This is a genomic window from Ornithinimicrobium ciconiae (genome assembly GCF_007197575.1).
Classification (GTDB): domain Bacteria; phylum Actinomycetota; class Actinomycetes; order Actinomycetales; family Dermatophilaceae; genus Ornithinicoccus; species Ornithinicoccus ciconiae.
Genome location: NZ_CP041616.1, coordinates 3035735 through 3056580 on the forward strand (window position 1 = coordinate 3035735; position 20846 = coordinate 3056580).

General features: G+C 69.6%; 20 protein-coding genes. 10 read left to right on the forward strand and 10 right to left on the reverse strand.

Annotated elements, in window-relative coordinates; genetic code table 11:
• Nucleotides 1-2 precede the first annotated feature (2 nt).
• Complete coding sequence (locus tag FNH13_RS13950) at nucleotides 3-2603, reverse strand: FtsK/SpoIIIE family DNA translocase (protein ID WP_228266411.1); 2601 nt, start codon at nucleotides 2601-2603, stop codon at nucleotides 3-5.
• Nucleotides 2604-3097: 494 nt separating this feature from the next.
• Complete coding sequence (locus FNH13_RS13955; RefSeq protein ID WP_143783983.1) at nucleotides 3098-4159, reverse strand: endonuclease/exonuclease/phosphatase family protein; 1062 nt, start codon at nucleotides 4157-4159, stop codon at nucleotides 3098-3100.
• A 118-nt stretch (nucleotides 4160-4277) separates the two neighbouring features.
• Between FNH13_RS13955 and FNH13_RS13960 the strand changes: the two genes are divergently transcribed.
• Together FNH13_RS13960 and FNH13_RS13965 are read left to right on the forward strand one after the other, a co-directional pair.
• A complete protein-coding gene (locus FNH13_RS13960) occupies nucleotides 4278-4934 on the forward strand; it encodes a SatD family protein (protein WP_143783984.1) in 657 nt (218 codons plus the stop codon).
• The gene (locus tag FNH13_RS13965) at nucleotides 4931-5716 is read left to right on the forward strand and encodes a hypothetical protein (RefSeq protein ID WP_143783985.1); all 786 of its coding nucleotides are present in this window, start codon (nucleotides 4931-4933) and stop codon (nucleotides 5714-5716) included. Before FNH13_RS13960 ends, FNH13_RS13965 begins: the two co-directional genes overlap by 4 nt.
• A gap of 92 nt (nucleotides 5717-5808) precedes the next feature.
• Here FNH13_RS13965 and FNH13_RS13970 read toward each other — a convergent pair whose 3' ends face one another.
• Entirely contained in the window at nucleotides 5809-7494 is a 1686-nt protein-coding gene (locus tag FNH13_RS13970) for a ribonuclease J (RefSeq protein WP_143783986.1), read from the reverse strand.
• A 298-nt stretch (nucleotides 7495-7792) separates the two neighbouring features.
• Between FNH13_RS13970 and FNH13_RS13975 the strand changes: the two genes are divergently transcribed.
• Both FNH13_RS13975 and FNH13_RS13980 read left to right on the forward strand, forming a co-directional pair.
• On the forward strand, nucleotides 7793-8605 hold the full coding sequence (locus FNH13_RS13975; protein ID WP_143783987.1) for a thymidylate synthase: 813 nt from the start codon (nucleotides 7793-7795) through the stop codon (nucleotides 8603-8605).
• 13 nt (nucleotides 8606-8618) lie between these two features.
• Nucleotides 8619-9566, forward strand: coding sequence for a dihydrofolate reductase (locus FNH13_RS13980; RefSeq protein ID WP_143783988.1), 948 nt, complete (start codon nucleotides 8619-8621; stop codon nucleotides 9564-9566).
• Nucleotides 9567-9609: 43 nt separating this feature from the next.
• On the opposite strand, the gene paaE is transcribed toward FNH13_RS13980, so the two are convergent.
• From paaE to paaA, 5 genes are read right to left on the reverse strand one after another with little or no spacing between them, the layout of a single operon-like run.
• Nucleotides 9610-10719, reverse strand: coding sequence for a 1,2-phenylacetyl-CoA epoxidase subunit PaaE (paaE, locus tag FNH13_RS13985; RefSeq protein ID WP_143783989.1), 1110 nt, complete (start codon nucleotides 10717-10719; stop codon nucleotides 9610-9612).
• Nucleotides 10719-11228, reverse strand: a complete 510-nt coding sequence (gene paaD, locus FNH13_RS13990) for a 1,2-phenylacetyl-CoA epoxidase subunit PaaD (RefSeq protein WP_321169198.1) — start codon at nucleotides 11226-11228, stop codon at nucleotides 10719-10721. The genes paaE and paaD overlap by 1 nt, the downstream gene beginning before the upstream one ends.
• A 5-nt stretch (nucleotides 11229-11233) precedes the next feature.
• Nucleotides 11234-11989, reverse strand: coding sequence for a 1,2-phenylacetyl-CoA epoxidase subunit PaaC (gene paaC / locus FNH13_RS13995; RefSeq protein ID WP_143783990.1), 756 nt, complete (start codon nucleotides 11987-11989; stop codon nucleotides 11234-11236).
• Nucleotides 11986-12312, reverse strand: coding sequence for a 1,2-phenylacetyl-CoA epoxidase subunit PaaB (paaB, locus tag FNH13_RS14000; protein WP_143783991.1), 327 nt, complete (start codon nucleotides 12310-12312; stop codon nucleotides 11986-11988). The genes paaC and paaB overlap by 4 nt, the downstream gene beginning before the upstream one ends.
• Nucleotides 12309-13313 carry a 1,2-phenylacetyl-CoA epoxidase subunit PaaA gene (paaA, locus tag FNH13_RS14005; RefSeq protein ID WP_143783992.1) on the reverse strand — a complete coding sequence of 335 codons (1005 nt, stop codon included), beginning with the start codon at nucleotides 13311-13313 and terminating at the stop codon, nucleotides 12309-12311. Before paaA ends, paaB begins: the two co-directional genes overlap by 4 nt.
• 120 nt (nucleotides 13314-13433) lie before the next feature.
• Here paaA and FNH13_RS14010 point away from each other — a divergent pair, with 120 nt between their 5' ends.
• The 6 genes from FNH13_RS14010 (at nucleotide 13434) to FNH13_RS14035 (ending at nucleotide 17574) form a co-directional block, all read left to right on the forward strand.
• Nucleotides 13434-14000, forward strand: a complete 567-nt coding sequence (locus FNH13_RS14010; RefSeq protein ID WP_228266412.1) for a GNAT family N-acetyltransferase — start codon at nucleotides 13434-13436, stop codon at nucleotides 13998-14000.
• Nucleotides 13997-14740: an AzlC family ABC transporter permease gene (locus FNH13_RS14015; protein WP_143783994.1), complete on the forward strand. Its 744-nt coding sequence runs from the start codon at nucleotides 13997-13999 to the stop codon at nucleotides 14738-14740. Before FNH13_RS14010 ends, FNH13_RS14015 begins: the two co-directional genes overlap by 4 nt.
• Nucleotides 14737-15045, forward strand: a complete 309-nt coding sequence (locus FNH13_RS14020) for an AzlD domain-containing protein (protein ID WP_143783995.1) — start codon at nucleotides 14737-14739, stop codon at nucleotides 15043-15045. The genes FNH13_RS14015 and FNH13_RS14020 overlap by 4 nt, the downstream gene beginning before the upstream one ends.
• Before the next feature lie 5 nt (nucleotides 15046-15050).
• A complete protein-coding gene (locus FNH13_RS14025; RefSeq protein ID WP_165700121.1) occupies nucleotides 15051-16223 on the forward strand; it encodes a heparan-alpha-glucosaminide N-acetyltransferase domain-containing protein in 1173 nt (390 codons plus the stop codon).
• A 503-nt stretch (nucleotides 16224-16726) separates the two neighbouring features.
• Nucleotides 16727-17335, forward strand: coding sequence for a DUF2975 domain-containing protein (locus FNH13_RS14030; protein ID WP_143783997.1), 609 nt, complete (start codon nucleotides 16727-16729; stop codon nucleotides 17333-17335).
• Nucleotides 17335-17574: a helix-turn-helix domain-containing protein gene (locus FNH13_RS14035; RefSeq protein ID WP_143783998.1), complete on the forward strand. Its 240-nt coding sequence runs from the start codon at nucleotides 17335-17337 to the stop codon at nucleotides 17572-17574. Before FNH13_RS14030 ends, FNH13_RS14035 begins: the two co-directional genes overlap by 1 nt.
• Nucleotides 17575-17684: 110 nt before the next feature.
• Here the strand turns inward: FNH13_RS14035 and FNH13_RS14040 are convergent, their stop codons facing one another.
• Nucleotides 17685-20258, reverse strand: coding sequence for a polyribonucleotide nucleotidyltransferase (locus FNH13_RS14040; protein WP_143783999.1), 2574 nt, complete (start codon nucleotides 20256-20258; stop codon nucleotides 17685-17687).
• Nucleotides 20259-20430: 172 nt separating this feature from the next.
• Nucleotides 20431-20700, reverse strand: a complete 270-nt coding sequence (gene rpsO / locus FNH13_RS14045) for a 30S ribosomal protein S15 (protein ID WP_143784000.1) — start codon at nucleotides 20698-20700, stop codon at nucleotides 20431-20433.
• Nucleotides 20701-20846 lie beyond the last annotated feature (146 nt).

Below are 20846 nucleotides of genomic sequence, written 5' to 3' on the forward strand. Positions count from 1 at the left end.
CTCTACTCGCGCCCGGTCAGCGCCCAGGCATCCTCGGAGTCTTCCTCGGCCGCGTCATACTGCTCGTCCGACCCGGCGAGCGGATCGGCATACGTGCGCTGCCCACCGCCGCCATCGTGGTGGTCACCGGCGTCGGCCACGTCATCGTCGTCCAGATAGTCCGGACCGCCCTGTGCCGCAGGCTCCTCGGCCGGCGGCTCCTTGCCCTGCAGCAGCGCGAGCGTGACCTCCAGGTCGTCGGGCTTGACGAGCACGTCGCGGGCCTTGCTGCCCTCGGACGGCCCGACGATGCCGCGCGACTCCATCAGGTCCATCAGCCGACCAGCCTTGGCAAAGCCGACCCGCAGCTTGCGCTGCAGCATCGAGGTTGACCCGAACTGGGTCGTGATGACCTGCTCGGCAGCCTGCAGCAGCAGGTCGAGGTCGTCGCCGATGTCCTCGTCCACCTGCTTCTTGACGGGCGCGACCGTGACGTCCTCGCGATAGATCGGCTTGAGCTGGCCGGTAACGTGCTTGACGACACCCTCGATCTCGGACTCCGCAACCCAGGCTCCCTGGACGCGCATCGCCTTGGAGGCACCCATCGGCAGGAACAGCGCGTCACCCTGGCCGATCAGCTTCTCCGCTCCCGGCATGTCCAGGACCACCCGGCTGTCGGTGACCGAGGAGGTCGCGAACGCCATGCGGGAGGGCACGTTGGCCTTGATCAGTCCGGTGACGACGTCCACGGACGGACGCTGCGTGGCCAGGACCAGGTGGATGCCTGCCGCTCGGGCGAGCTGGGTGATGCGGACGACCGACTCCTCCACGTCCCGCGGAGCGACCATCATCAGGTCGGCCAGCTCGTCGACCACGACCAGCAGGTAGGGGTAGGGCTGCAGCACCCGCTGCGAGCCGGGGGGCGGGGTGATCTTGCCGGCCCGGATGGCCTTGTTGAAGTCGTCGAGGTGCTTGAACCCGAAGGCCGACAGGTCGTCGTAACGGGTGTCCATCTCCTTGACCACCCAGGCCAGCGCCTCGGCGGCCTTCTTGGGGTTGGTGATGATCGGGGTGATCAGGTGCGGGATGCCCTCGTAGGCCGTGAGTTCGACCCGCTTGGGGTCGACCAGGACCATGCGGACCTCGTCGGGGGTGGAGCGCATCAGGACCGAGGTGATCATCGAGTTGATGAAGCTGGACTTGCCGGAGCCGGTGGCGCCGGCGACCAGCAGGTGCGGCATCTTGGCGAGGTTGGCGATGACATAGCCGCCCTCGACGTCCTTGCCGACGCCCATCACCATCGGGTGGGTGTTGTTGCGGGCTGCGTTGGAGCGCAGCACGTCACCGAGGCTGACGTTCTCGCGGTCGGTGTTGGGGATCTCGACACCAACGGCGGACTTGCCGGGGATCGGAGAGAGGATGCGCACGTCGGCGGAGGCGACGGCATAGGCGATGTTCTTGGACAGCGCGGTGATGCGCTCGACCTTCACACCCGGGCCGAGCTCGACCTCGTAGCGGGTGACCGTCGGGCCGCGCATGAAGCCGGTCACCTGGGCGTCGACGCCGAAGTCGTCGAGCACCCCGGTGAGGGCGTCGACCACCTTGTCGTTGGCGGCCGAGCGGGACTTGTGCGGCGCGCCCTCGACGAGCAGGGAGTTGTCCGGGAGGGTGTAGGTCACGTCGCCGGCGAGCATGAGCTGCTCCACGCGCTGCGGCAGCGGGGTCGTCGGCGGGGCCTCCAGCTGTTCCCTGGGGCCGGGTCGCTTCTGCCCCGGGCGCAGGATCGGCGCGGTGGTGTCGGCATCGCCGCTGCCGGGCTGCGCTGCTGCCCCCTGGGGTGCTGGGGTGTCGGACTGGGCGCCTCCCTTGGCGCGAGCGCGCGGGGTGTCGCCGACCTCCGTGGTCGTCTCGCCCGCCTCCGCCGCTGCCGCATCGCGCTGCTTGCGGGCATAGGCACGGGCGCGCAGGGACTTGGCCGAGCCCGGTTGCACCTCGGCAGCCTGCTCGAAGGCCTCGTCCCCGTCGCGGTCTCCGGGCACCTCGCCGCGCCTGCGGCGTGCCGGACGGTCGGGGGCCGGGGCCTCATCAGCCTCGTGGTGGGTCTCGAACAGCGCCGCCTCAAACGCCTTCAGCCGCTGCGGGATGCGGTGCACCGGCGTCGCGGTGAGGACCAGGACACCAAAGAAGGCCAGGAGGCTGAGCAGCGCGATGGTGCCGTAGTGCGTCAGCGCGGCGGTGATCGGGCTGGCGACGATGAAGCCGACGACACCGCCGGCGTCCTGCAGGGCAGCCTGCCCCTCGCCGTAGTCCGGCGAACCGAGAGCGACGTGCGTCAGGCCGGTCGCCGCGAGGGTGAGCGCGATCGTGCCGACGGCCATCCGGTTGTTGGCTGCCGTGCTCGCTGGGGAGCGCAGCAGGCGGATCGCAAACAGGAAGAGCACGATGGGCAGGGCCAGGCCGACGCGTCCGAAGGTGCCCGCCACGACGGCGTGGATGGCTCCGCCCACGGGACCCTCGAGGTTCCACCACTCGCGGATCGCCACCACGACGGCGAGCGCCAGGAGCAGGAAGCCCAGGCCGTCGCGACGGTGACCGCCCTCGGGGTCCTCGGTGCTGGCACTCATGCTGCGAACTGCTCCTCCGGTCATTGTCGCCATCCCCATCCAGGTCCCTCGTGCCATCCGCCAGGGCAACGGTGGGTGTGTGCGTTGCGGCTTAGCTGCGCTCGTGCCCCGGCTGGCTCGCGACGTGCGGCGGCCGGCGCTGCCGCCCCGGCTCGAGCTCGCGGTGCGTCCCGTGCTCCCGGCGCGTCCAGAGCCCTTGGCCGGGCCCTTGGTCGAGCCTGAGCGGGCGCCGCCCCCGGTGGCACGGGCGGTCGTGGTGCGCGGACGCGTCGACGACTGCGCACCGGCTCCGGTCGCCTTGCCACCGGAGGAGCGTCGGGTCGTCGCACTATTCGCCACCCTCGCACGGTACTTGACTTTCACGTGCGTATCACGCGTCACACGCCTGATCCTCGGGATTCGGACGCGGCGCACTGGACTCCGCGGGCGCCTTCGCCCCCTCTGGCACACCGAGGATCCGTCGCTGCCACGTCGACGATGCGGCAGTCGCCGGGTCAGCGCAACCGCGCCCACACGGCTCGGTGATCACTCCCGGGGACGTCGGCGACCCCGGCCTCCTCCACGCCAAAACCGCGCGCCAACACGTGGTCCAGCTGAACAAACGGGGGCAGGCGCGATCCCATCGGCCAGGTGCGCACCCATCCTGCCCCGGTCTCCCGGTGCGCGTGGGTCAGGGTTGCAGCCAGGGCGCGGAAGGCCGGGTGCGCCTGGGAGGCGTTGAAGTCCCCGGCCAGGACCAGACAGTCGTCGTCATTGGCCGCCACCCAGGCCTCGAGTGCCTTCAGGTCGGCTCGCCAGGTGCTGGACGTCGTGACCAGCGGTGGCGCCGGATGGACCGCGACCAGGGTCCAGCCCTGTCCCACGGTCGCATCGACGTCTGTGCCCGCACCGACGGTTCCGCTCCTCGCTTCGCCCCGGTCCCACCCCTGCTCGTCGCTCCGGCCCCGTCCCTGCTCCTCGCCCGAGCAGCCGCCGCTCGCGGGCCCCTCGACCCGGACCGCGACCTGCGTGAAGGTGCTGTCCGGCGGGTCGGCCAGCTCCACGTGCGGGTCCGCGGTGAGCACCAACGTGCCGCCGGCGTCGTCCCGGACCGTGCCGGAGACATGCGGGAGGAGTTGGGTGAGGGGGCTGTCAGCCAGACGCTCGGCGGTCGCCGGGGTCGCCTCCAGCAGGACCAGTGCGTCCACGTCGCGCTCCCGCACGAGCTCGACGATCTCTGCCATGCTGCCGCGGCCGAACTCCAGGTTCGCGGCGAGCACCACCGTGTCACTGTCGGCTGACGGCCCCGCCCGGTGCGGCCAGAACCACGGCGCGGCACCGACGGCTCCCACGAGCAGCAGCAGCCCGGTGGCGGCCGCCAGGACCGGCTCGCGCCCGACCAGGCTGAGGACCAGCAGCACGAGCAGGCTGAGCAGCGCCATCGGGAGCGCCGCCTGGATCGCGGGCACCGGCCCGGTGAGATCGAGGAAGCGCACGAGGCACAGGGCCGCGACGCCGGAGCACCAGAGCCACCCCAGGACGGTGAGCCACCCCACGTCTCCCGCCCACCTGCGCACGCGGGCAGCCTAACGGTCCAGCTGAACGATTGCTCCCATTCGGAAGCAAGCTATGAGGTTGCTTGCTTGGAGAATCAAGGATATTGCTTGTCTTGGTGACTCTCGCTAGACTTCGCCCATGACCGACCAGGCGGGCGCACCGCTGCTCGCAACACTGCTCGGCGATGTTATCGGCTCCCGGTCCGCGGACGATCGTCAGGCGCTGCACGACACCCTGACCTCGGCGCTGGCCGCGGTGAGCGCCGAGCTGGACACCGTCGACGACGTCCAGGTGACCGCCGGTGACGAGTTCCAGGGCACCTTCGCCACCGTGGGCGAGGCGCTGTATGCCGCGCTGCTGCTCCGACTGCGACTCGACCCGGAGATCGACGTCCGGGTCGGCGTGGGCTGGGGTGAGGTCACCGTCCTGGACCAGACACAGGGGACCCAGGACGGCCCGGCCTGGTGGGCGGCCCGTGCCGCCATCGAGTGGGTCGAGCACCAGCAGAGCACGGCCGGATGGGAGAGCGTGCGCACGGCATACCGTCCGGCGGAGGAGGTGGCGACCGGCCCCTCGTCCGAGGCCATCACGGCCGCGCTGCTGTGCCAGGACCATCTGATCGGGCTGATGGACGGGCGCTCCCGACACATCCTGGACGGACTCCTGCACGGCCGGACCCAGGCCCGCCTGGCCGAGGAGCTGGGACTGACCCGGCAGGCGGTCAACCAACGACGCAAGCACGACGGTCTGGCGATCGCGACCGCTGCAGCCCAGTCCCTGCGCGCGGTCGTGTGAGCGCACTCGCCCTCCTGCTCGTCGCCGTCGGCCTCACCGACCTCGTGGCTGCCCGCGACGGATCTCGGCCGACCATCGGGCGGCTGGCCGGAACGCTGGTCGGTCTGACGTCCATCGCGGCGCTGGCTCTGCTCGCCGACCTGGACGGGTGGGGCGACGTCGCCCTGCTGGGTGTGGTCGGCGTCACGACCGGAGCGTGGGCGGTGCTGGTGGATCGGGCGGAGCGCTCGGACAGCGCGCAGGGGCTGGCCCTGGCGGCCCTCGCGGCCGGCGTCGGGGTCACCGTGCTGTTCAGCGGATGGGCCTCCAACGTCGCCGGACCGCTGGCCAGGTGGCTGGACTGGTCGGGCATCACCGCCCTGGGGGCCATCGACCCCACCCGCGCGGTCCTGCTGCTGGGCCTCTTCCTCACCCAGCTCTCCACCGGCAATGCCGTCGTGCGGCTGGTCCTGGCGCGCACCGGCGCCCTGGACCCGCGAGGGGGCCCGCAGGCGGCCGACCGCCTGCGGGGCGGCCGGCTCCTCGGCCCGATGGAGCGGGTGTTCATCCTGGGACTCGGCCTGGCTGGGCAGGTGACCGCGGCGAGTGTGGTGATCGCCGCCAAGGGCCTCATCCGCTGGCCCGAGCTGCAGCGCGCCAGCCGGGACTCCGAGCGCCGCGAGCAGGCCGCGAGCGACGGCACGGCTGCGCCCATCGACCAGGTGACCGAGTACTTCCTGATCGGCAGCTTCGTCAGCTGGCTGGTCGCCCTCGCCGCGCTGGCGGTCGCGCACCTGGCGTGAGGGTCACCCACCTGCCCTGAGGCCAGATGTGGGGATGCGCCCGGGCGAGCACCCGGCATACGTCCCGGGGTGACTCGCCCCACCCGGGTGCCTCAGGCGTCGATGACGATGGGGATGATCATCGGACGACGACGCAGCTTGCCCCCGACGAAGGACCCCACGGTCCGGCGGATGACCTGCTGCAGTTGGTGGGTGTCGGTGACCCCGTTCTGGCGGGCCTCCTCCAGCGCGGCCTCCAGGCGCGGGCGCACCTTGTCGAAGACGGCGGCGTCCTCCGCGAAGCCCCGGGTCTGGATCTCCGGGCCGGCGGCGACCTTGCCGGTCGAGGCGTCACGCACCAGGATGACCGTCACAAATCCCTCGTCGCGCAGGATCCGGCGGTCCTTGAGCAGACCCTCGGTCGTGCCACCGACCGAGGAACCGTCCACATAGATGTAGCCCACGTCGACCGCACCGGCGATCCGCGCCTGACCGTCGATCAGGTCGACGACCACACCGTCCTCGGCGAGGATCACGTTCTCGGCCGGCACGCCCGTGGCGATCGCCAGGTCACCGTTGGCGACCAAGTGACGCCACTCGCCGTGCACCGGCATCACGTTCTTGGGGCGCACGATGTTGTAGCAGTAGAGCAGTTCCCCCGCACTGGCGTGACCGGACACGTGCACCATGGCGTTGCCCTTGTGCACCACCTTGGCGCCGAGCCGGGTCAGACCGTTGATCACGCGGTAGACGGCGTTCTCGTTGCCTGGGATCAGGGAGGAGGCCATCAGGACGGTGTCGCCCTCACCCACGTCGATCTTGTGGTCCCGGTTGGCCATCCGGGACAGCGCCGCCATCGGCTCGCCCTGCGACCCGGTGCAGATCAGCACCTGCTGGTCGTCGGGCAGCTGGGCCAGCCGACCCAGGTCGACCAGCACCCCGTCCGGCACCCGCAGATAACCCAGGTCGGCGGCGATGCCCATGTTGCGGATCATGGAACGGCCCACCATGGCGACCTTGCGCCCGGACTCCTCGGCGGCGTCCAGCACCTGCTGGACGCGGTGCACGTGCGAGGAGAAGCAGGCCACGATGATGCGCCGCTCGCCACGGTGGAAGACGCGCTCGATCGCCGGGGCGATGTTGCGCTCCGCCGTCGTGAACCCCGGCATCTCGGCGTTGGTCGAGTCCGTCATGAAGAGGTCCACGCCCTCCTCCCCCACCCGGGCGAAGGCACGCAGGTCGGTGATCCGGTTGTCCAGCGGCACCTGGTCCATCTTGAAGTCGCCGGTGTGCAGCAGCGTGCCGCCGGGGGTGCGCACAAAGACGGCGAGCGCGTCGGGGATGGAGTGGTTGACCGCGATGAACTCACAGTCGAACGGACCGAACGTCTCGCGGTCACCCTCCTTGACCCCGAGGGTGAAGGGCTTGATCCGGTGCTCCTTGAGCTTGGCCTCGATGAGGGCGAGCGTGAGCTGGGAGCCGATCAGGGGGATATCACCCTTGCGGCGCAACAGGTAGGGCACGGCGCCGATGTGGTCCTCGTGGCCGTGGGTGAGCACGATGGCGACGATGTCGTCCCAGCGGCCCTCGAGATACTCGAAGTCGGGCAGGATCAGGTCCACGCCCGGGTGCTCGTCCTCGGGGAAGAGCACGCCGCAGTCGATGATCAGCAGCTTGCCGGCATACTCCACCACCGCCATGTTGCGGCCGACCTCGCCGAGCCCACCGAGGGCGACGACCCGCACCCCGTTCTTCGCGAGCGGACCGGGGGCAGTGAGTTCAGGATGCGGGTGGCTCATGCGGCAAGGTTACGGCCTGGCACGTGGTGCGCGGTGAGGGTGTTCTGCTCGCCTGTCGTGCGCGTCCTCGATGAGGTGCCGCAGCTGAGCGCTCTGAGGTGATCGCGCCGCCACCCGCTCGGGGGGTCCGGGTAGCGGCGCGATCGATGACTACTCTCGCCCAGACTGATTGAATAAACCATATCAGTGAGGTGTGATCCGCGTCACAGTGCGTGGCGGAGCCTCCTCTGGCGCCTTGGGGCGCACCTGGTGCGGTCTCCACCCGCTCGCCGTCGGCGGCTCCGACTACAGTTCTGCCATGCGCCAGTACCTCGACCTGTTGGAGCGTGTCCGCACCGAGGGCGTCCGCAAGGACGACCGCACCGGCACCGGCACGCTGTCGGTCTTCGGACACCAGATGCGGTTCGACCTCACCGAGGGGTTCCCGGTGCTGACCACCAAGAAGCTGCACCTGCGCTCGATCACCGGAGAGCTGCTGTGGTTCCTGCGCGGCGACACCAACGTCCAGTGGCTGCACGAGCGCAAGATCTCGATCTGGGACGAGTGGGCCGACGAGAACGGCGACTTGGGTCCGGTCTACGGGCACCAGTGGCGCTCCTGGCCCACCCCCGACGGCGGCACGATCGACCAGATCGCCCGGGTCATCGAGTCGATCCGCACCAATCCCGACTCCCGGCGACACATCGTCACCGCGTGGAATGTCGCCGATGTCGACCAGATGGCGCTGCCCCCGTGCCACACGATGTTCCAGTTCTACGTCGCGCCGGGCGTCGAGGGCGGCCGGGGCCGTCTGTCATGCCAGCTCTACCAGCGCAGCGCCGACATCTTCCTCGGCGTGCCGTTCAACATCGCCAGCTATGCTCTGCTGACCCACATGGTCGCCCAGGTGACCGACCTTGAGGTCGGGGAGTTCGTGCACACCCTCGGCGACGCGCATCTCTACTCCAACCACCTGGAGCAGGCCGACGAGCAGCTGACCCGCCAGCCCGGGCCGCTGCCGACGCTCTGGCTCAATCCCGAAGTTCGCGCGATCGACGCGTTCGAGCTGGAGGATATTGAGGTGCGGGACTACGTCGCCGCACCCACCATCAAGGCTCCCATCGCGGTGTGAGCGGTCCGCCCTGATGCCCCGTTTCTCCGTCGTCCCGGCGGCCTACCTCGTGCTGACGCGCGAGAGCCCTCACGGCACCGAGGTGCTGCTGCAGCTGCGGGGCACCACCGGCTACATGGAGGGTTGGTGGGCCTGTGCGGCCGCCGGTCACGTCGAGGCGGGCGAGCCCGCCGACCAGGCCGTATGCCGGGAGGCAGCCGAGGAGCTCGGCCTCACCATCTCACCGGGCCAGGTGAGCCTGGCGGTGGTCCTGCAGCGGGGCTGTGTGCTGGGTGGGCCGATCGAGCAGCGCATCGACCTGTTCTTCACCGCCTCCGATGTCGCCGGCGAGCCGGCGATCACCGAGCCGGACAAGGCTCAGGACCTGCGGTGGTGGCCCCTGGCGGACCTGCCAGAACACACGGTCCCCCACGAGCGTCAGGTGCTGGAGCACCTGCGCGGGCAGGCGGCACCCGACTCCGGCACGCGGCCGGTCCTGCTGACCCGGGGTTTCGACCAGACGCTGACCCTGATTGCTGCCATCGGCCGCAACGGCGTCATCGGCGACGGGGCCTCCATGCCGTGGCACCTGCCCGAGGACCTCGCGTTCTTCAAACGCACCACGATGGGCGGTGTGATGGTCATGGGGCGCGGCACCTGGGACTCGATCGGCCGTGCGCTGCCTGGCCGGCGCACCATCGTCGTGACGCGCGACCGCGAGTGGTCCGCGCGGGGCGCCGAGGTGGCCCACTCGTTGCCCGAGGCACTGCTGATGGCCGGCGACACCGAGGTGTTCATCGCCGGTGGCGGACAGGTCTATGAGCAGACCATCGAGGCCGCCACCCGGCTGATCATCACGCACGTCGAGCAAGAGCCAGCGGGCCCGGTCACCTTCCCCGCGATCGATCCGATCCTGTGGCGGGAGGACAGCCGCGACGTGCAGGACGGCTTCGCCTGGGTGGAGTACCTCAGGCGGCGCTGATCATTGCGGCGGCGCCCGCCGAAAATCCGAGGTTAGGCGGAGGTTAGGCGTCGTAGTCCAGCACGACCTCATCGGTGACCGGGTGCGACTGGCAGGTCAGCACGATGCCGGCCGCGACCTCGTCCGGCTCGAGCGCATAGTTGCGGTCCATCGTGACCTCCCCCTCGACGACCCGTGCCCGGCACGTGCCACAGACACCGTTGGTGCAGCTGAATGGCGCATCGGAGCGCTCGCGCAACGTGGCGGCGAGGATCGACTCCGACCTGCTGCGCACGGGCACCTGCGTGATCCGTCCGTCGAGCGTGACGGTGACCATCGCCAGCGGTGTGGCGTCAGCAGGCGGCGGAGGCGGTGGTGGCGGCGCGTCCGCGACGTGGAACACCTCGTGGTGCACGTGCTGGCTGTCCACCCCGTGCACGGCCAGTGCCTCCCGGGCTGTCTCGACCATGCCGAGGGGCCCGCAGAGATACCACTCGTCCACGTCGTCGACCGGAATAAAGGCCTCGAAGAAGCCCTCGAGACGCTCCCGGTCGATGCGTCCGCTGAGTAGCTCGACCTCCTGGGCCTCGCGGGAGAGCACGTTGAAGAGGGTGAACCGGTCGGGGAAGCGGTTCTTGAGGTCCATCAGCTCCTCGAGGAACATGATGGTGTCGATGCGCCGGTTGCCGAAGATGAGAGTGGCCCGGGAGTGCGGCTCCTCCTCCAGCGCGGTCGTCAGCAGTGACATCACCGGCGTGATCCCCGACCCGGCCGCGATCGCCACGTGGTGCCGGGCAGCGCCGGGGTCGGTCGGGCAGGTGAAGCCGCCGATCGGCGTCATGACGTCGAGCACCTCACCGGGCTCGGCACTCTCGTGCAGCCAGGAGGACATGGCACCCTCGGGCACCCGTGCCGTCGCGACCCGCAGCTCCCCGGTCTCACGCGCGCGCAGCCGGGAGACACAGATCGAGTAGGACCGACGGACCTCCTCGCCGCCCACCGTGGCCCGCAGGGTCAGGTGCTGGCCAGGCTCGAAGACATAGTCGTCACGCAGCCCGTCGGGGATCGTGAAACTGATAGCGATGGCCTCGTCGGTCAGTGGCTCGACGCGGCTGATCGTGAGCGCGTGGAAGATGGCCCGCGTCCGCTTGGGTTTGGTGGTGGTCAGGTGCATCAGATCGCCTTGAACTCCTCGAACGGCTCCCGGCAGGTCAGGCAGCGTCGCAGCGCCTTGCACGCCGTCCCCCCGAAGCGGGACAGCTCCTCGGTCTCCAGCGACCCACAGGTCGGGCAGGCGACCTGGCGCACCGACAGTCCGACCGCGACAGGCCCGGCGGGGCGTGTCCCCGTGGGCGGTGCGATCCCGAAGCGCCGCAACGACTCCCGGCCCTTTTCGCTCATCCAGTCGGTGGTCCAGGCCGGCGACAGTGTGGTGTCCACCTCCGCCTCCAGGCCCTGCTGTCGCACCGTCCAGCTGATGTGGTCGCTGATCGCCTGCACCGCCGGGCACCCGCTGTAGGTCGGGGTGATCGTGACCCGCACCAAGCCGCCGTCCGCATCCACGCTGATGTCGCGCACGATGCCGAGATCGTCGATCGAGATGACCGGGATCTCGGGGTCCGGGATGTCGCGGATCTTCTGCTCCAGCTCGGCCACCTGCGCGGCCGTCAGCACCGTCGCCACCGCGCTCACCAGCTCGCCCCGGGGTGGCTGCGGTGGATGTGCTGCAGCTCCGCCAACAGATAGCCCATCGGTTGGGAGTGGACCCCCTCGCGGCCACCACGAGAGCGCCAGCGCGAGTCGTCGGGCAGGTCCAGGGTCGCCTCCGCCACCACTACGGAGACGTGCGCGACGACGGCGTCGTGCAGCGTCGACGGCAGGACACCGACACCAGCCTCGGCAGCTCGCAAGCTGGCCTCGTCGTCGTCGAAGAGCTCTGCCAGATAGGGCAGCACCGCCTCGAGCCCGGCCTGCATCCGCTCGTGCGACTCCGGTGTCCCGTCACCCAGCCGCACAACCCAGTGGCCGGCGTGGTCGCGGTGATAGTCGACCTCCTTGAGCGCCTTGGCGGCGACGCCGGCCACGACCTCGTCGGAGGAGGTGAGCAGCGCGGCATACAGCTCGTGCTGGTAGGACGCGAACCAGAGCAGCCGCGCCATCTCCTGACCGAAGTCACCCCGGGGCTGCTCGACCAGGTGCACGTTGCGGAACTCGCGCTCGTCGCGCAGGTAGGCCAGGTCGTCCTCGTCGCGTCCCTCGCCCTCGAGCTCCCCGACCCGGGTCAACAGCGCACGGGCCTGCCCGAGCAGGTCGAGGCCGATGTTGCCCAGCGCCAGATCCTCCTCGATCTGCGGGGCGCGGGTGAGCCACTCCCCCAGCCGTTGGGCATAGATCAGGGCGTCGTCGGCCAGACCGAGGACGTATGACGCGTGGGCGTCGCTCACAGGTACTCCACGTCCTCGGGCACGTCATAGAACGACGCGTGCCGGTAGACCTTGTCGGCGGCCGGGTCGAAGAAACTGTCCCGCTCGTCGGGGCTGCTCGCGGTGATGTCAGCGGACTTGATCACCCAGATCGAGACTCCCTCCTGGCGACGGGTGTAGAGGTCGCGCGCGTTGCGCAGCGCCATCTCCGCGTCGGGCGCGTGCAAGGACCCGGAGTGCACGTGCGACAGCCCCCGCTTGGCCCGGACGAAGACCTCCCAGAGCGGCCAGTTGTCCCGGCTGCCCTGCGGCTGCACGGCGGCGGTCTGGTCGTCGGCGGTCATGCAACCTCCTGCTTCGCGGCCGCCTTGGCGGCATAGGCGTTGGCTGCCTCGCGCACCCAGGCGCCGTCCTCGTGGGCAGTGCGGCGGTGGGTGATCCGCTGCTCGTTGCACGGGCCGTCACCCTTGAGCACCCGCCAGAACTCGTCCCAGTCGATGGGGCCGAAGTCCCAGTGGCCGCGCTCCTCGTTCCAGGCCAGGTCGGGATCCGGCAGGGTCAGCCCGAGCTTCTGTGCCTGCGGGACCGTCATGTCGACGAACTTCTGTCGCAGGTCATCGTTGCTGAACCGCTTGATGCCCCACGCCATGTTCTGCTCGGTGTGCCCGCCCGGGGCCGCGGCCTCGCCGGTGTCGGGCGGGCCAAACATCATCAGCGAGGGCCACCACCAGCGGTTAGCGGCGTCCTGGGCCATCGCCTTCTGTGCCTCGGTGCCGTTGGACAGTGTCCAGAGGATCTCAAAGCCCTGACGCTGGTGGAAGGACTCCTCCTTGCACACGCGGATCATCGCCCGGGCGTAGGGGCCGTAGGAGCAGCGGCACAGCGGCACCTGGTTCATGATCGCGGCGCCGTCGACCAGCCAGCCAATCGCCCCGGCATCGGCCCAGGTCAGCGTCGGGTAGTTGAAGATCGAGGAGTACTTCTGCTGGCCGTTGTGCAGCTTGTCGAGCAGTTCCTCGCGGTCCACCCCGAGCGTCTCGGCGGCGGAGTAGAGGTAGAGCCCGTGGCCGGCCTCGTCCTGCACCTTGGCCATCAGGATCGCCTTGCGCCGCAGGCTCGGGGCGCGGCTGATCCAGTTGGCCTCTGGCTGCATGCCGATGATCTCGGAGTGCGCGTGCTGGGCGATCTGCCGGATGAGCGTCTTGCGATAGCCCTCGGGCATGGCGTCGCGCGGCTCGATCCGCTTGTCCGCACCGATCAGGCCGTCGAAGTACTCCTGGACTACGTCGGTGTAGTCAGAGGTCTCGGCCGCGTTCAGGGGCTCACCGAAGTCGTTGCCATACATGCTTCCAGTATGCCGCACGACGGGCTATTGTGTAACACTCACGTCGTCATGTGGCGGATCAAGTGTCACAACACCACGACCCGTGCCAGACCCGCCAGGCTGGTGTTGGACACTGGAGGGGTGACCTCCCACCACCACCACGAGCCCGGACCCCTTGCCGACGCCAGCGTCCGCACCGGCCGCGTCAGCGACGCACCCGCGGTGGGGCTGGTCCAGGCCACCGTCTGGCGCGCTGCCTTCGCCGACACCGTCCCTGCCGAGGTCCTGGAAACCTTCGAGGCACCGGCCTTCGCCTCGGTCTGGCGCCAGTCCCTCAAGGACCCGCCCAGCCCGCTGCACCGGCTGCTGGTCGCCTGCGCCGGAGACCAGGTCGTCGGCTTCGCCGCTATCGGCCCGGCCGAGGTCACCGACGAGTCGGTCACCGCGACGGACGGCGAGCTCGCAGTGCTCGCCGTGCACCCGGATGCGCGCCGGGTCGGTCACGGATCCCGGTTGCTCAACGCGGCCGCCGACACCCTGCGGGCCGGGGACCGCACCGCCGTGCTGGCGTGGCTGCCGTCGCTGGACGAGCAGTCCCGCGCCTTCACCGACGCTGCCGGCCTGGTGCCGGACGGCGCCTGGCGGGAGCGGGTCGTGGGGCCTGCGGGCGAGACGATCCGTGAGGTCCGGGTCCGGGCGGAGCTGTGACGCCCGAGCAGGCGCCACTCACTGGGGTCTCCGAATCAGCGGACCGCTCCACCGAGGACCGTGCCGTCATCCGCAAGTCCCTGGGAGTCGCACTGGCCACCGGGCTCTACGGGGTGACCGCCGGAGCCCTCGCCGTGGCTGCGGGGCTGTCCGTGCTCCAGGCCATGGCACTGTCCCTGCTGCTGTTCAGCGGCGGGTCGCAGTTCGCCTTCTTCGGCGTCATCGGGGCCGGCGGCAGTCCCATCGCCGCCGTCGCCAGCTCGACCCTGCTGGGGGTGCGCAACGGCTTCTACGGACTGCAGGTCTCGCAGCTGCTGGGTGTCCACCGGTGGGCGCGACCACTGGCGGCCCACCTCACGATCGACGAGTCGACCGCCGTCGCGATCACCCAGGCCGAGCCCCGACAGCAGCGGATCGGCTTCTGGCTGACCGGCGCCGGCATCTTCGTGCTGTGGAACGCCACGACCTTCCTCGGCGCCATCGCCGGAGAGGCCATGGGAGACCCGCGCACCTACGGGCTCGACGCTGCCGCGGCCGCAGCCTTTGTCGGGCTCCTCTGGCCCCGGCTGCGCGGACGGGACCCCTTGGCCGTCGCCGCCCTCGCGGTGCTGATCACCGTGGTGACCGCCCCCTTCGCCCCTGCCGGCGTCCCGGTGCTGGCCGCTGTGCTGGCGGCCCTGCTGGTGGGCCTGCCGCGACGCACCCGCAGCACCGAGGCTGAGGAGGCGCTCGCTCCATGACGATGTGGCTTGCCATGCTCGCCGCCTGCGCGCTGGCCTACGGCCTGAAGCTCGCGGGCTATCTGGTCCCCCAACACGTCCTGGACATCCCGTGGGTGCACCGCGTGACGCCACTGCTGCCGGTTGCCCTGCTCTCGGCCCTGATCGTGACCCAGGCGGTGCTGACCACCGAGGGGCACCCGGTCCTGGACGCCCGCGCGGCCGGTGTCGCCGTGGCGGTCCTGCTGCTCATCCTGCGCGCACCATTCCTGCTGGTCGTCGCAGCAGCGGCGGTGACCGCTGCGCTCGTGCGAGCCTTCCTGTGATGCCCATGACCCGCATCGTCGGCATTGACCTGGCCCGGTGCCTGGCGCTGCTCGGCATGATCACCGCCCACCTCGCGCAGGGCGACGACGGCCCCGGCGGCGTCAACACCTGGTTTCAGATCACCGCTGGCCGGTCAGCGGCCCTCTTCGCCGTGCTGGCCGGAGTCTCCATCGCGCTCACGACCCGCCCACGTCCTGACCGCACCACCACGGGAAACCGGCTCGCCCTGGCCACCCGCGCCCTCCTCATCGCGCTGATCGGACTCTTCCTCGGCGCGCCAGACTCCGGCCTGGCCGTCATCCTGACCTTTTATGGTGCCCTCTTCCTGGTCGCCATCCCGGTCATCACCTGGTCGGCACGGTCCCTGGCCATCCTCGCCCTGTGCTGGGGCGTGCTCTCCCCCATCGCCAGCCTCGCCGTGCGCCCCCACCTGCCCGCACCGGAGTTCGTGGTCCCCGACCCCACCTCGCTGGCCGACCCCCTCCTGCTGCTCACCGAGCTGACGGTCACCGGCTACTACCCGGTGCTGACCTGGGCCACCTATCTATTTGCCGGCATGGCGATCGGCCGACTCGACCTGCGCTCTGCCGCCGTCCGGCACCGACTGTTCGTCATCGGGGCGTGGCTGGGACTGCTCGGCCTCGCGGTGGCCCGGTTGATGACCCGCAGCGAGACGGTGCGAGACCACCTGATGATCACCTTCGACCGGGGCCAGGTGGACACCTGGGCCGATCTCGAGCACCTGTTGCGGATCGGGCTCTACGGGACCACCCCGACCGGATCCTGGTCGTGGCTGTGGGTGTGGTCACCGCACAGTGGGTCGATCGTCGACCTGACCCACACGATCGGCACGTCGATGCTCATCATCGGGGCGAGCCTGATGGCGGTGGAGGCCCTCGGCTCACGGCGGCGCTGGGTCCAGGTCGCCGCGGGGGCCGGCACCATGACTCTGACCCTGTTTGCCGTGCACGTCCTCCTCGTCGCCGCCGGACGCAGCGACGCGGCCAGCGGGCACGCTGACTGGGCGCTGGACCTGCGGTGGCACATCGTCGGTGCCCTCGTCGTGGGCGCTGCCTTCGCCCTCACCAGGATGCGCGGCCCGTTGGAGCTCCTCGTGTCCGAGGTCAGCGGAGCCGTGCGCGACGGCTACCCCCGCGAGGGCCCACACCGACAGTGACCGAGCGGTCGCCCGTCGACCCGTTCCGACCCGCCCGGGTCGATCCGTCCCAGCCTGCCCCGCCCGACGTCTCGACGCCCTCAGTTCACCTTCCGTTCACCTCATGAGTCACATGAGCCTCACACCCCTCACCAGGCACACCCGAAACGCGCTCGTCAGGCATATGGCTGGCCTTTCATGTCTTTACGCGGTACGGTAGGTAAACAGAAGATGAACGAGAGGTGACAGCAATGGTCAAGGCGCAGAGCATCCGCGACACGAAGCCGCAGGCGCCACTGGTCAGCTGGGTCCCCGTGACTGACACAGACGGCCACACTCACATGGAGATGCGCTGGCACGTCGGCGAGTCCAAGCACGCCCGCCACACTCCGCGCAGCGCTGCCTGAAACCCCCCAACGCATCGAGGCCGCCCCACCCGGGCGGCCTCGATTTTTGCCTCTTGACATATCGATACTCGATGCATATGTTTATCGATAACATCGATTGTCGATAAGGGGAGTTCAATGTCAGCCAGAGTCCGTCGCATCGCCGGGTGGGACCGTCCCAGCCAGATCATCCTCGAGGGCCTGCTGCTGGCGGTCATGCTGGTGGCCGTCATCCTCAGCGCCATCGCGCTCGTCAATCTCTTCACCGACCGTGAGATCGCGATCCCGGTCGCTGTCACCCAGCAGCCCCTGGGCTCTGCGACCGGTGCCGTCCTCGAGACCACGCAAGGTGAGCTCACCCTGACCGGGGCCAGCACGGGTCAGGTGCTGCTGGCCGCGGCACCCCTGGTGCTGGGGCCCGCGGTGGTGACCGGCGCGGCATACTGCCTGCTCCAGGTCGTCCGGTCCCTGCGGACCGGCACACCCTTTCACCGGCGCAACGCCCGATGGCTCATGGCTGCGGCTCTGATCGTGCTGTTTGGGGGCGCCGTGACGGGGATGGCCGACAGCTTCGGCACGATGGCCCTGGCGATGGACGGTCAGGAGCTCCTGGGGGCGGGCAGTCCGCTCCTGGCGAGCGCGTCACTGCCTCTGGCCTTCATCGGCGTCGGGCTGCTGCTGCTGTGCCTCGCCGAGTTCTTCCGCCGGGGCGCCCTCCTGGCCGACGACGTCGAGGGGCTCGTCTGATGACCCCGGCCGATATCGATGGCTCCGAGGGCCACCGAATTGTCTCGCGCCTGGATGAACTCCTCCTGGACCGCGGGATGACGCTGACCGAGCTGGCGGAGCGGGTGGGCGTGACGATCGTGAACCTGTCGGTCCTGAAGAACAATCGTGCCAAGGCCGTGCGCTTCTCGACACTGACGGCCATCTGCGACGTGCTCGAGTGCGAGCCGGGAGACGTCCTGGGGCTGCGGCACCGCTGACGTCAGTGGCCCAAGCCCCACACACACCAGTGGCCGGGCCCCCTCGGGGACCCGGCCACTGGTGTGTGCGGGAGGCGGTCCGACCCGGGAGGGGTCAGACCTGAGGTGGATCAGTCCTCGGAGTTGCCCGAGTCGTCGCCACCAGCGTTGTCGCCACCGGAGTCGTTGCCACCACGGCCACGGCCACCGCGACGGCGGCGGTTGCGGCGCGGGCGGTCCCGACCCTCGGAGTCGTTGTCGGAGTCGTTGTCGGAGTCGTCACCGTCGGCGTCACCCTGGGTGTCGCCGTCGGTCTCGACCGGAGCCTGGGCCTCCTCCGCCGGTGCGTCCTCGGGAGCGGCCGGCACGTGCGCCGGAGCCTCCGGGGTGGCGGCACCCTCGTCGAGCACGGGAGCCTCGGCCGTCGCGGCAGCGGTGTCGTCACCGTTGTCCGCGACCACAGCAGCCAGCGAGAGCTTGCCGCGCGGGTCGATCTCCTTGAGCTCGACCTGGACCTTCTGGCCCACGGACATGACGTCCTCGACGGCGTCGATGCGCTTGCCGCCGACGAGCTTGCGGATCTCGGAGATGTGCAGCAGCCCATCCTTGCCCGGGAGTAGCGAGATGAACGCACCGAAGGTCGTCGTCTTCACGACGGTGCCCAGGAAGCGCTCACCGATCTCGGGCATCTGCGGGTTGGCGATCGCGTTGACCGCCGCGCGAGCTGCCTCGGCCGAGGGGCCGTCGGTGGCGCCGATGTAGACGGTGCCGTCGTCCTCGATCGAGATGTCGGCGCCGGTCTCCTCCTGGATCTGGTTGATCATCTTGCCCTTCGGGCCGATGACCTCACCGATCTTGTCGACGGGGACCTTGACCGCGATGACGCGAGGAGCGTAGGGGCTCATCTCGTCCGGCACGTCGATGGCCTCGTTCATGACGTCCAGGATGTGCAGACGCGCGTCGTGCGCCTGGGTCAGCGCACCACCGAGCACGGAGGCGGGGATGCCGTCCAGTTTGGTGTCGAGCTGGATGGCGGTGACAAACTCCCGCGTGCCGGCAACCTTGAAGTCCATGTCACCGAAGGCATCCTCGGCACCGAGGATGTCGGTCAGCGCGGCATACTCGGTCTTGCCGTCAACCTCCACGGAGACCAGGCCCATCGCGATGCCCGCGACCGGGGCGCGCAGCGGCACACCGGCGTTGAGCAGCGACATCGTGGACGCGCAGACCGAGCCCATCGAGGTCGAGCCGTTGGAGCTCAGGGCCTCGGAGACCTGACGGATCGCGTAGGGGAACTCCTCGCGGGTCGGCAGGACCGGCATCAGGGCACGCTCGGCGAGCGCGCCGTGACCGATCTCGCGACGCTTCGGGGAGCCCACGCGACCGGTCTCACCGGTGCTGTAGGGCGGGAAGTTGTAGTTGTGCATGTAGCGCTTGCGGGTCACCGGGGAGAGGGTGTCCAGCTGCTGCTCCATGCGCAGCATGTTGAGGGTGGTGACGCCCATGATCTGGGTCTCGCCGCGCTCGAAGATGGCCGAGCCGTGGGCGCGCGGGATGACCTCGACCTCGGCGCTGAGCGCACGGATGTCGGCCAGGCCGCGACCATCGATGCGGATCTTCTCGGTGATGATCCGCTCGCGGATCAGCTCCTTCTGCACGGCGCGGTAGGCCGCGTCGAGCTCCTTGTCGCGACCGGCGAACGGCGCGTCCTCGGTGACATCCGAGTCGCCTGCGGCGTCCCAGCGCAGGCCGAGCAGCTTGCCCTTCATGGCCGTCTTGATCTCGGAGATGCGGTCCTCACGCTCAGCCTTGCCCGCGATCTGCAGCGCGGCGGACAGGTCCGTCTTGACCTCACCCTCGACAGCGGCGTAGGCGTCGTCCTGGTAGTCCAGGAAGCGCGGGAACTCCTGCACCTCCTTGGCGGCCGAAGAGGCCAGCTCGGACTGTGCCTTGCACAGGGTGGCGATGAAGCCCTTGGCGGCCTCCAGGCCCTGAGCGACGACCTCCTCGGTCGGCGCGGTCTTGCCCAGGGTCTTGACCAGGTCCCAGGTGGCCTCGGTGGACTCGGCCTCGACCATCATGATCGCGACATCCGGGACAGCATTGCCGTTGCCGTCCGTGGTCTCACCCACGACGCGGCCGGCCACGACCATGTCGAAGGTGGAGCGCTCGGCATCACTGAAGTTGGGGAAGGCGACCCACTGGTCGTCGATCAGCGAGATCCGGACACCACCGATGGGGCCGCTGAACGGCAGGCCCGAGATCTGGGTGGACAGCGACGCGGCGTTGATCGCCAGCACGTCGTACTGGTGGTCCGGGTTCAGGGACAGGACGGTGATGACAACCTGGACCTCGTTGCGCAGGCCCTTGGCGAAGGTCGGGCGCAGCGGCCGATCGATCAACCGGCAGGTGAGAATGGCGTCGGTCGAGGGGCGACCCTCGCGACGGAAGAAGCTGCCGGGGATCTTGCCCGCGGCATACATGCGCTCCTCGACATCCACCGTCAGGGGGAAGAAGTCGAAGTGGTCCTTCGGGTGCTTGCTGGCCGTCGTGGTCGACAGCAGCATGGTCTCGTCATCCAGATAGGCGGTGACGGATCCGCCGGCCTGCTTGGCCAGCCGCCCGGTCTCGAACCGGACGGTGCGGGTGCCGAACGAACCGTTGTCAATGACGGCTTCGGCGAATGTGATCTCTGGACCCTCCATCGGGTCCTCCTTTTCTCTCATCCAGCAGCTCGGAGCATCGTCGTTGTGCCCGGCTGTTTCCTTCGGGGCGGGGAGATTCCCCACCCGTGGCGGGACATGCCCACCTGACGGGACCAGCCCGTCATACGCAAAGAAGCGGCCCCCGGGATGGGAGCCGCTCCCCTGCGAAACTTCAGCGGCGCAGGCCGAGACGCTTGATCAGCGCGCGGTAGCGCTCGATGTCGGTCGCCTCGAGGTATTTCAGCAGGCGCTTGCGACGGCCGACGAGCAGCAGCAGACCGCGGCGGCTGTGGTGGTCGTGCTTGTGCGCCCGCGAGTGCTCAGTAAGGTCCTTGATGCGCTGCGTGAGCATCGCGACCTGCACCTCAGGAGAGCCCGTGTCACCCTCGACGGTGGCGTACTCCTCCATGATCTGCTTCTTCACAGCAGTGTCCAATGGCATTGGCATCTCCTTGGTTCGTTGCGCGGCGCGCCTGGGCTTGTCCACCAGGGCTCTCTGGACCCGCGGCCGGTGATACGGCATCGACCAGACTATCAGCGGCCCGACCTCCGGTGTTAATCCGCCCGGAGGCACGCCTCTGGCCTGGT

Excerpts from the sequence above, each read along its gene's own strand:
- paaA (WP_143783992.1), bottom strand. The coding sequence starts at position 13,313 with ATGTATGGCAACGACTTCGGTGAGCCCCTGAACGCGGCCGAGACCTCT.
- FNH13_RS13960 (WP_143783984.1), top strand. The coding sequence starts at position 4,278 with ATGACCGACCAGGCGGGCGCACCGCTGCTCGCAACACTGCTCGGCGAT.
- rpsO (WP_143784000.1), bottom strand. The coding sequence starts at position 20,700 with ATGCCATTGGACACTGCTGTGAAGAAGCAGATCATGGAGGAGTACGCC.
- FNH13_RS14020 (WP_143783995.1), top strand. The coding sequence starts at position 14,737 with ATGACGATGTGGCTTGCCATGCTCGCCGCCTGCGCGCTGGCCTACGGC.
- FNH13_RS14040 (WP_143783999.1), bottom strand. The coding sequence starts at position 20,258 with ATGGAGGGTCCAGAGATCACATTCGCCGAAGCCGTCATTGACAACGGT.
- FNH13_RS14025 (WP_165700121.1), top strand. The coding sequence starts at position 15,051 with ATGACCCGCATCGTCGGCATTGACCTGGCCCGGTGCCTGGCGCTGCTC.
- FNH13_RS14035 (WP_143783998.1), top strand. The coding sequence starts at position 17,335 with ATGACCCCGGCCGATATCGATGGCTCCGAGGGCCACCGAATTGTCTCG.
- FNH13_RS13950 (WP_228266411.1), bottom strand. The coding sequence starts at position 2,603 with ATGAGTGCCAGCACCGAGGACCCCGAGGGCGGTCACCGTCGCGACGGC.
- FNH13_RS13975 (WP_143783987.1), top strand. The coding sequence starts at position 7,793 with ATGCGCCAGTACCTCGACCTGTTGGAGCGTGTCCGCACCGAGGGCGTC.
- FNH13_RS13970 (WP_143783986.1), bottom strand. The coding sequence starts at position 7,494 with ATGAGCCACCCGCATCCTGAACTCACTGCCCCCGGTCCGCTCGCGAAG.
- FNH13_RS14030 (WP_143783997.1), top strand. The coding sequence starts at position 16,727 with ATGTCAGCCAGAGTCCGTCGCATCGCCGGGTGGGACCGTCCCAGCCAG.
- paaE (WP_143783989.1), bottom strand. The coding sequence starts at position 10,719 with ATGCACCTGACCACCACCAAACCCAAGCGGACGCGGGCCATCTTCCAC.
- paaB (WP_143783991.1), bottom strand. The coding sequence starts at position 12,312 with ATGACCGCCGACGACCAGACCGCCGCCGTGCAGCCGCAGGGCAGCCGG.
- FNH13_RS13980 (WP_143783988.1), top strand. The coding sequence starts at position 8,619 with ATGCCCCGTTTCTCCGTCGTCCCGGCGGCCTACCTCGTGCTGACGCGC.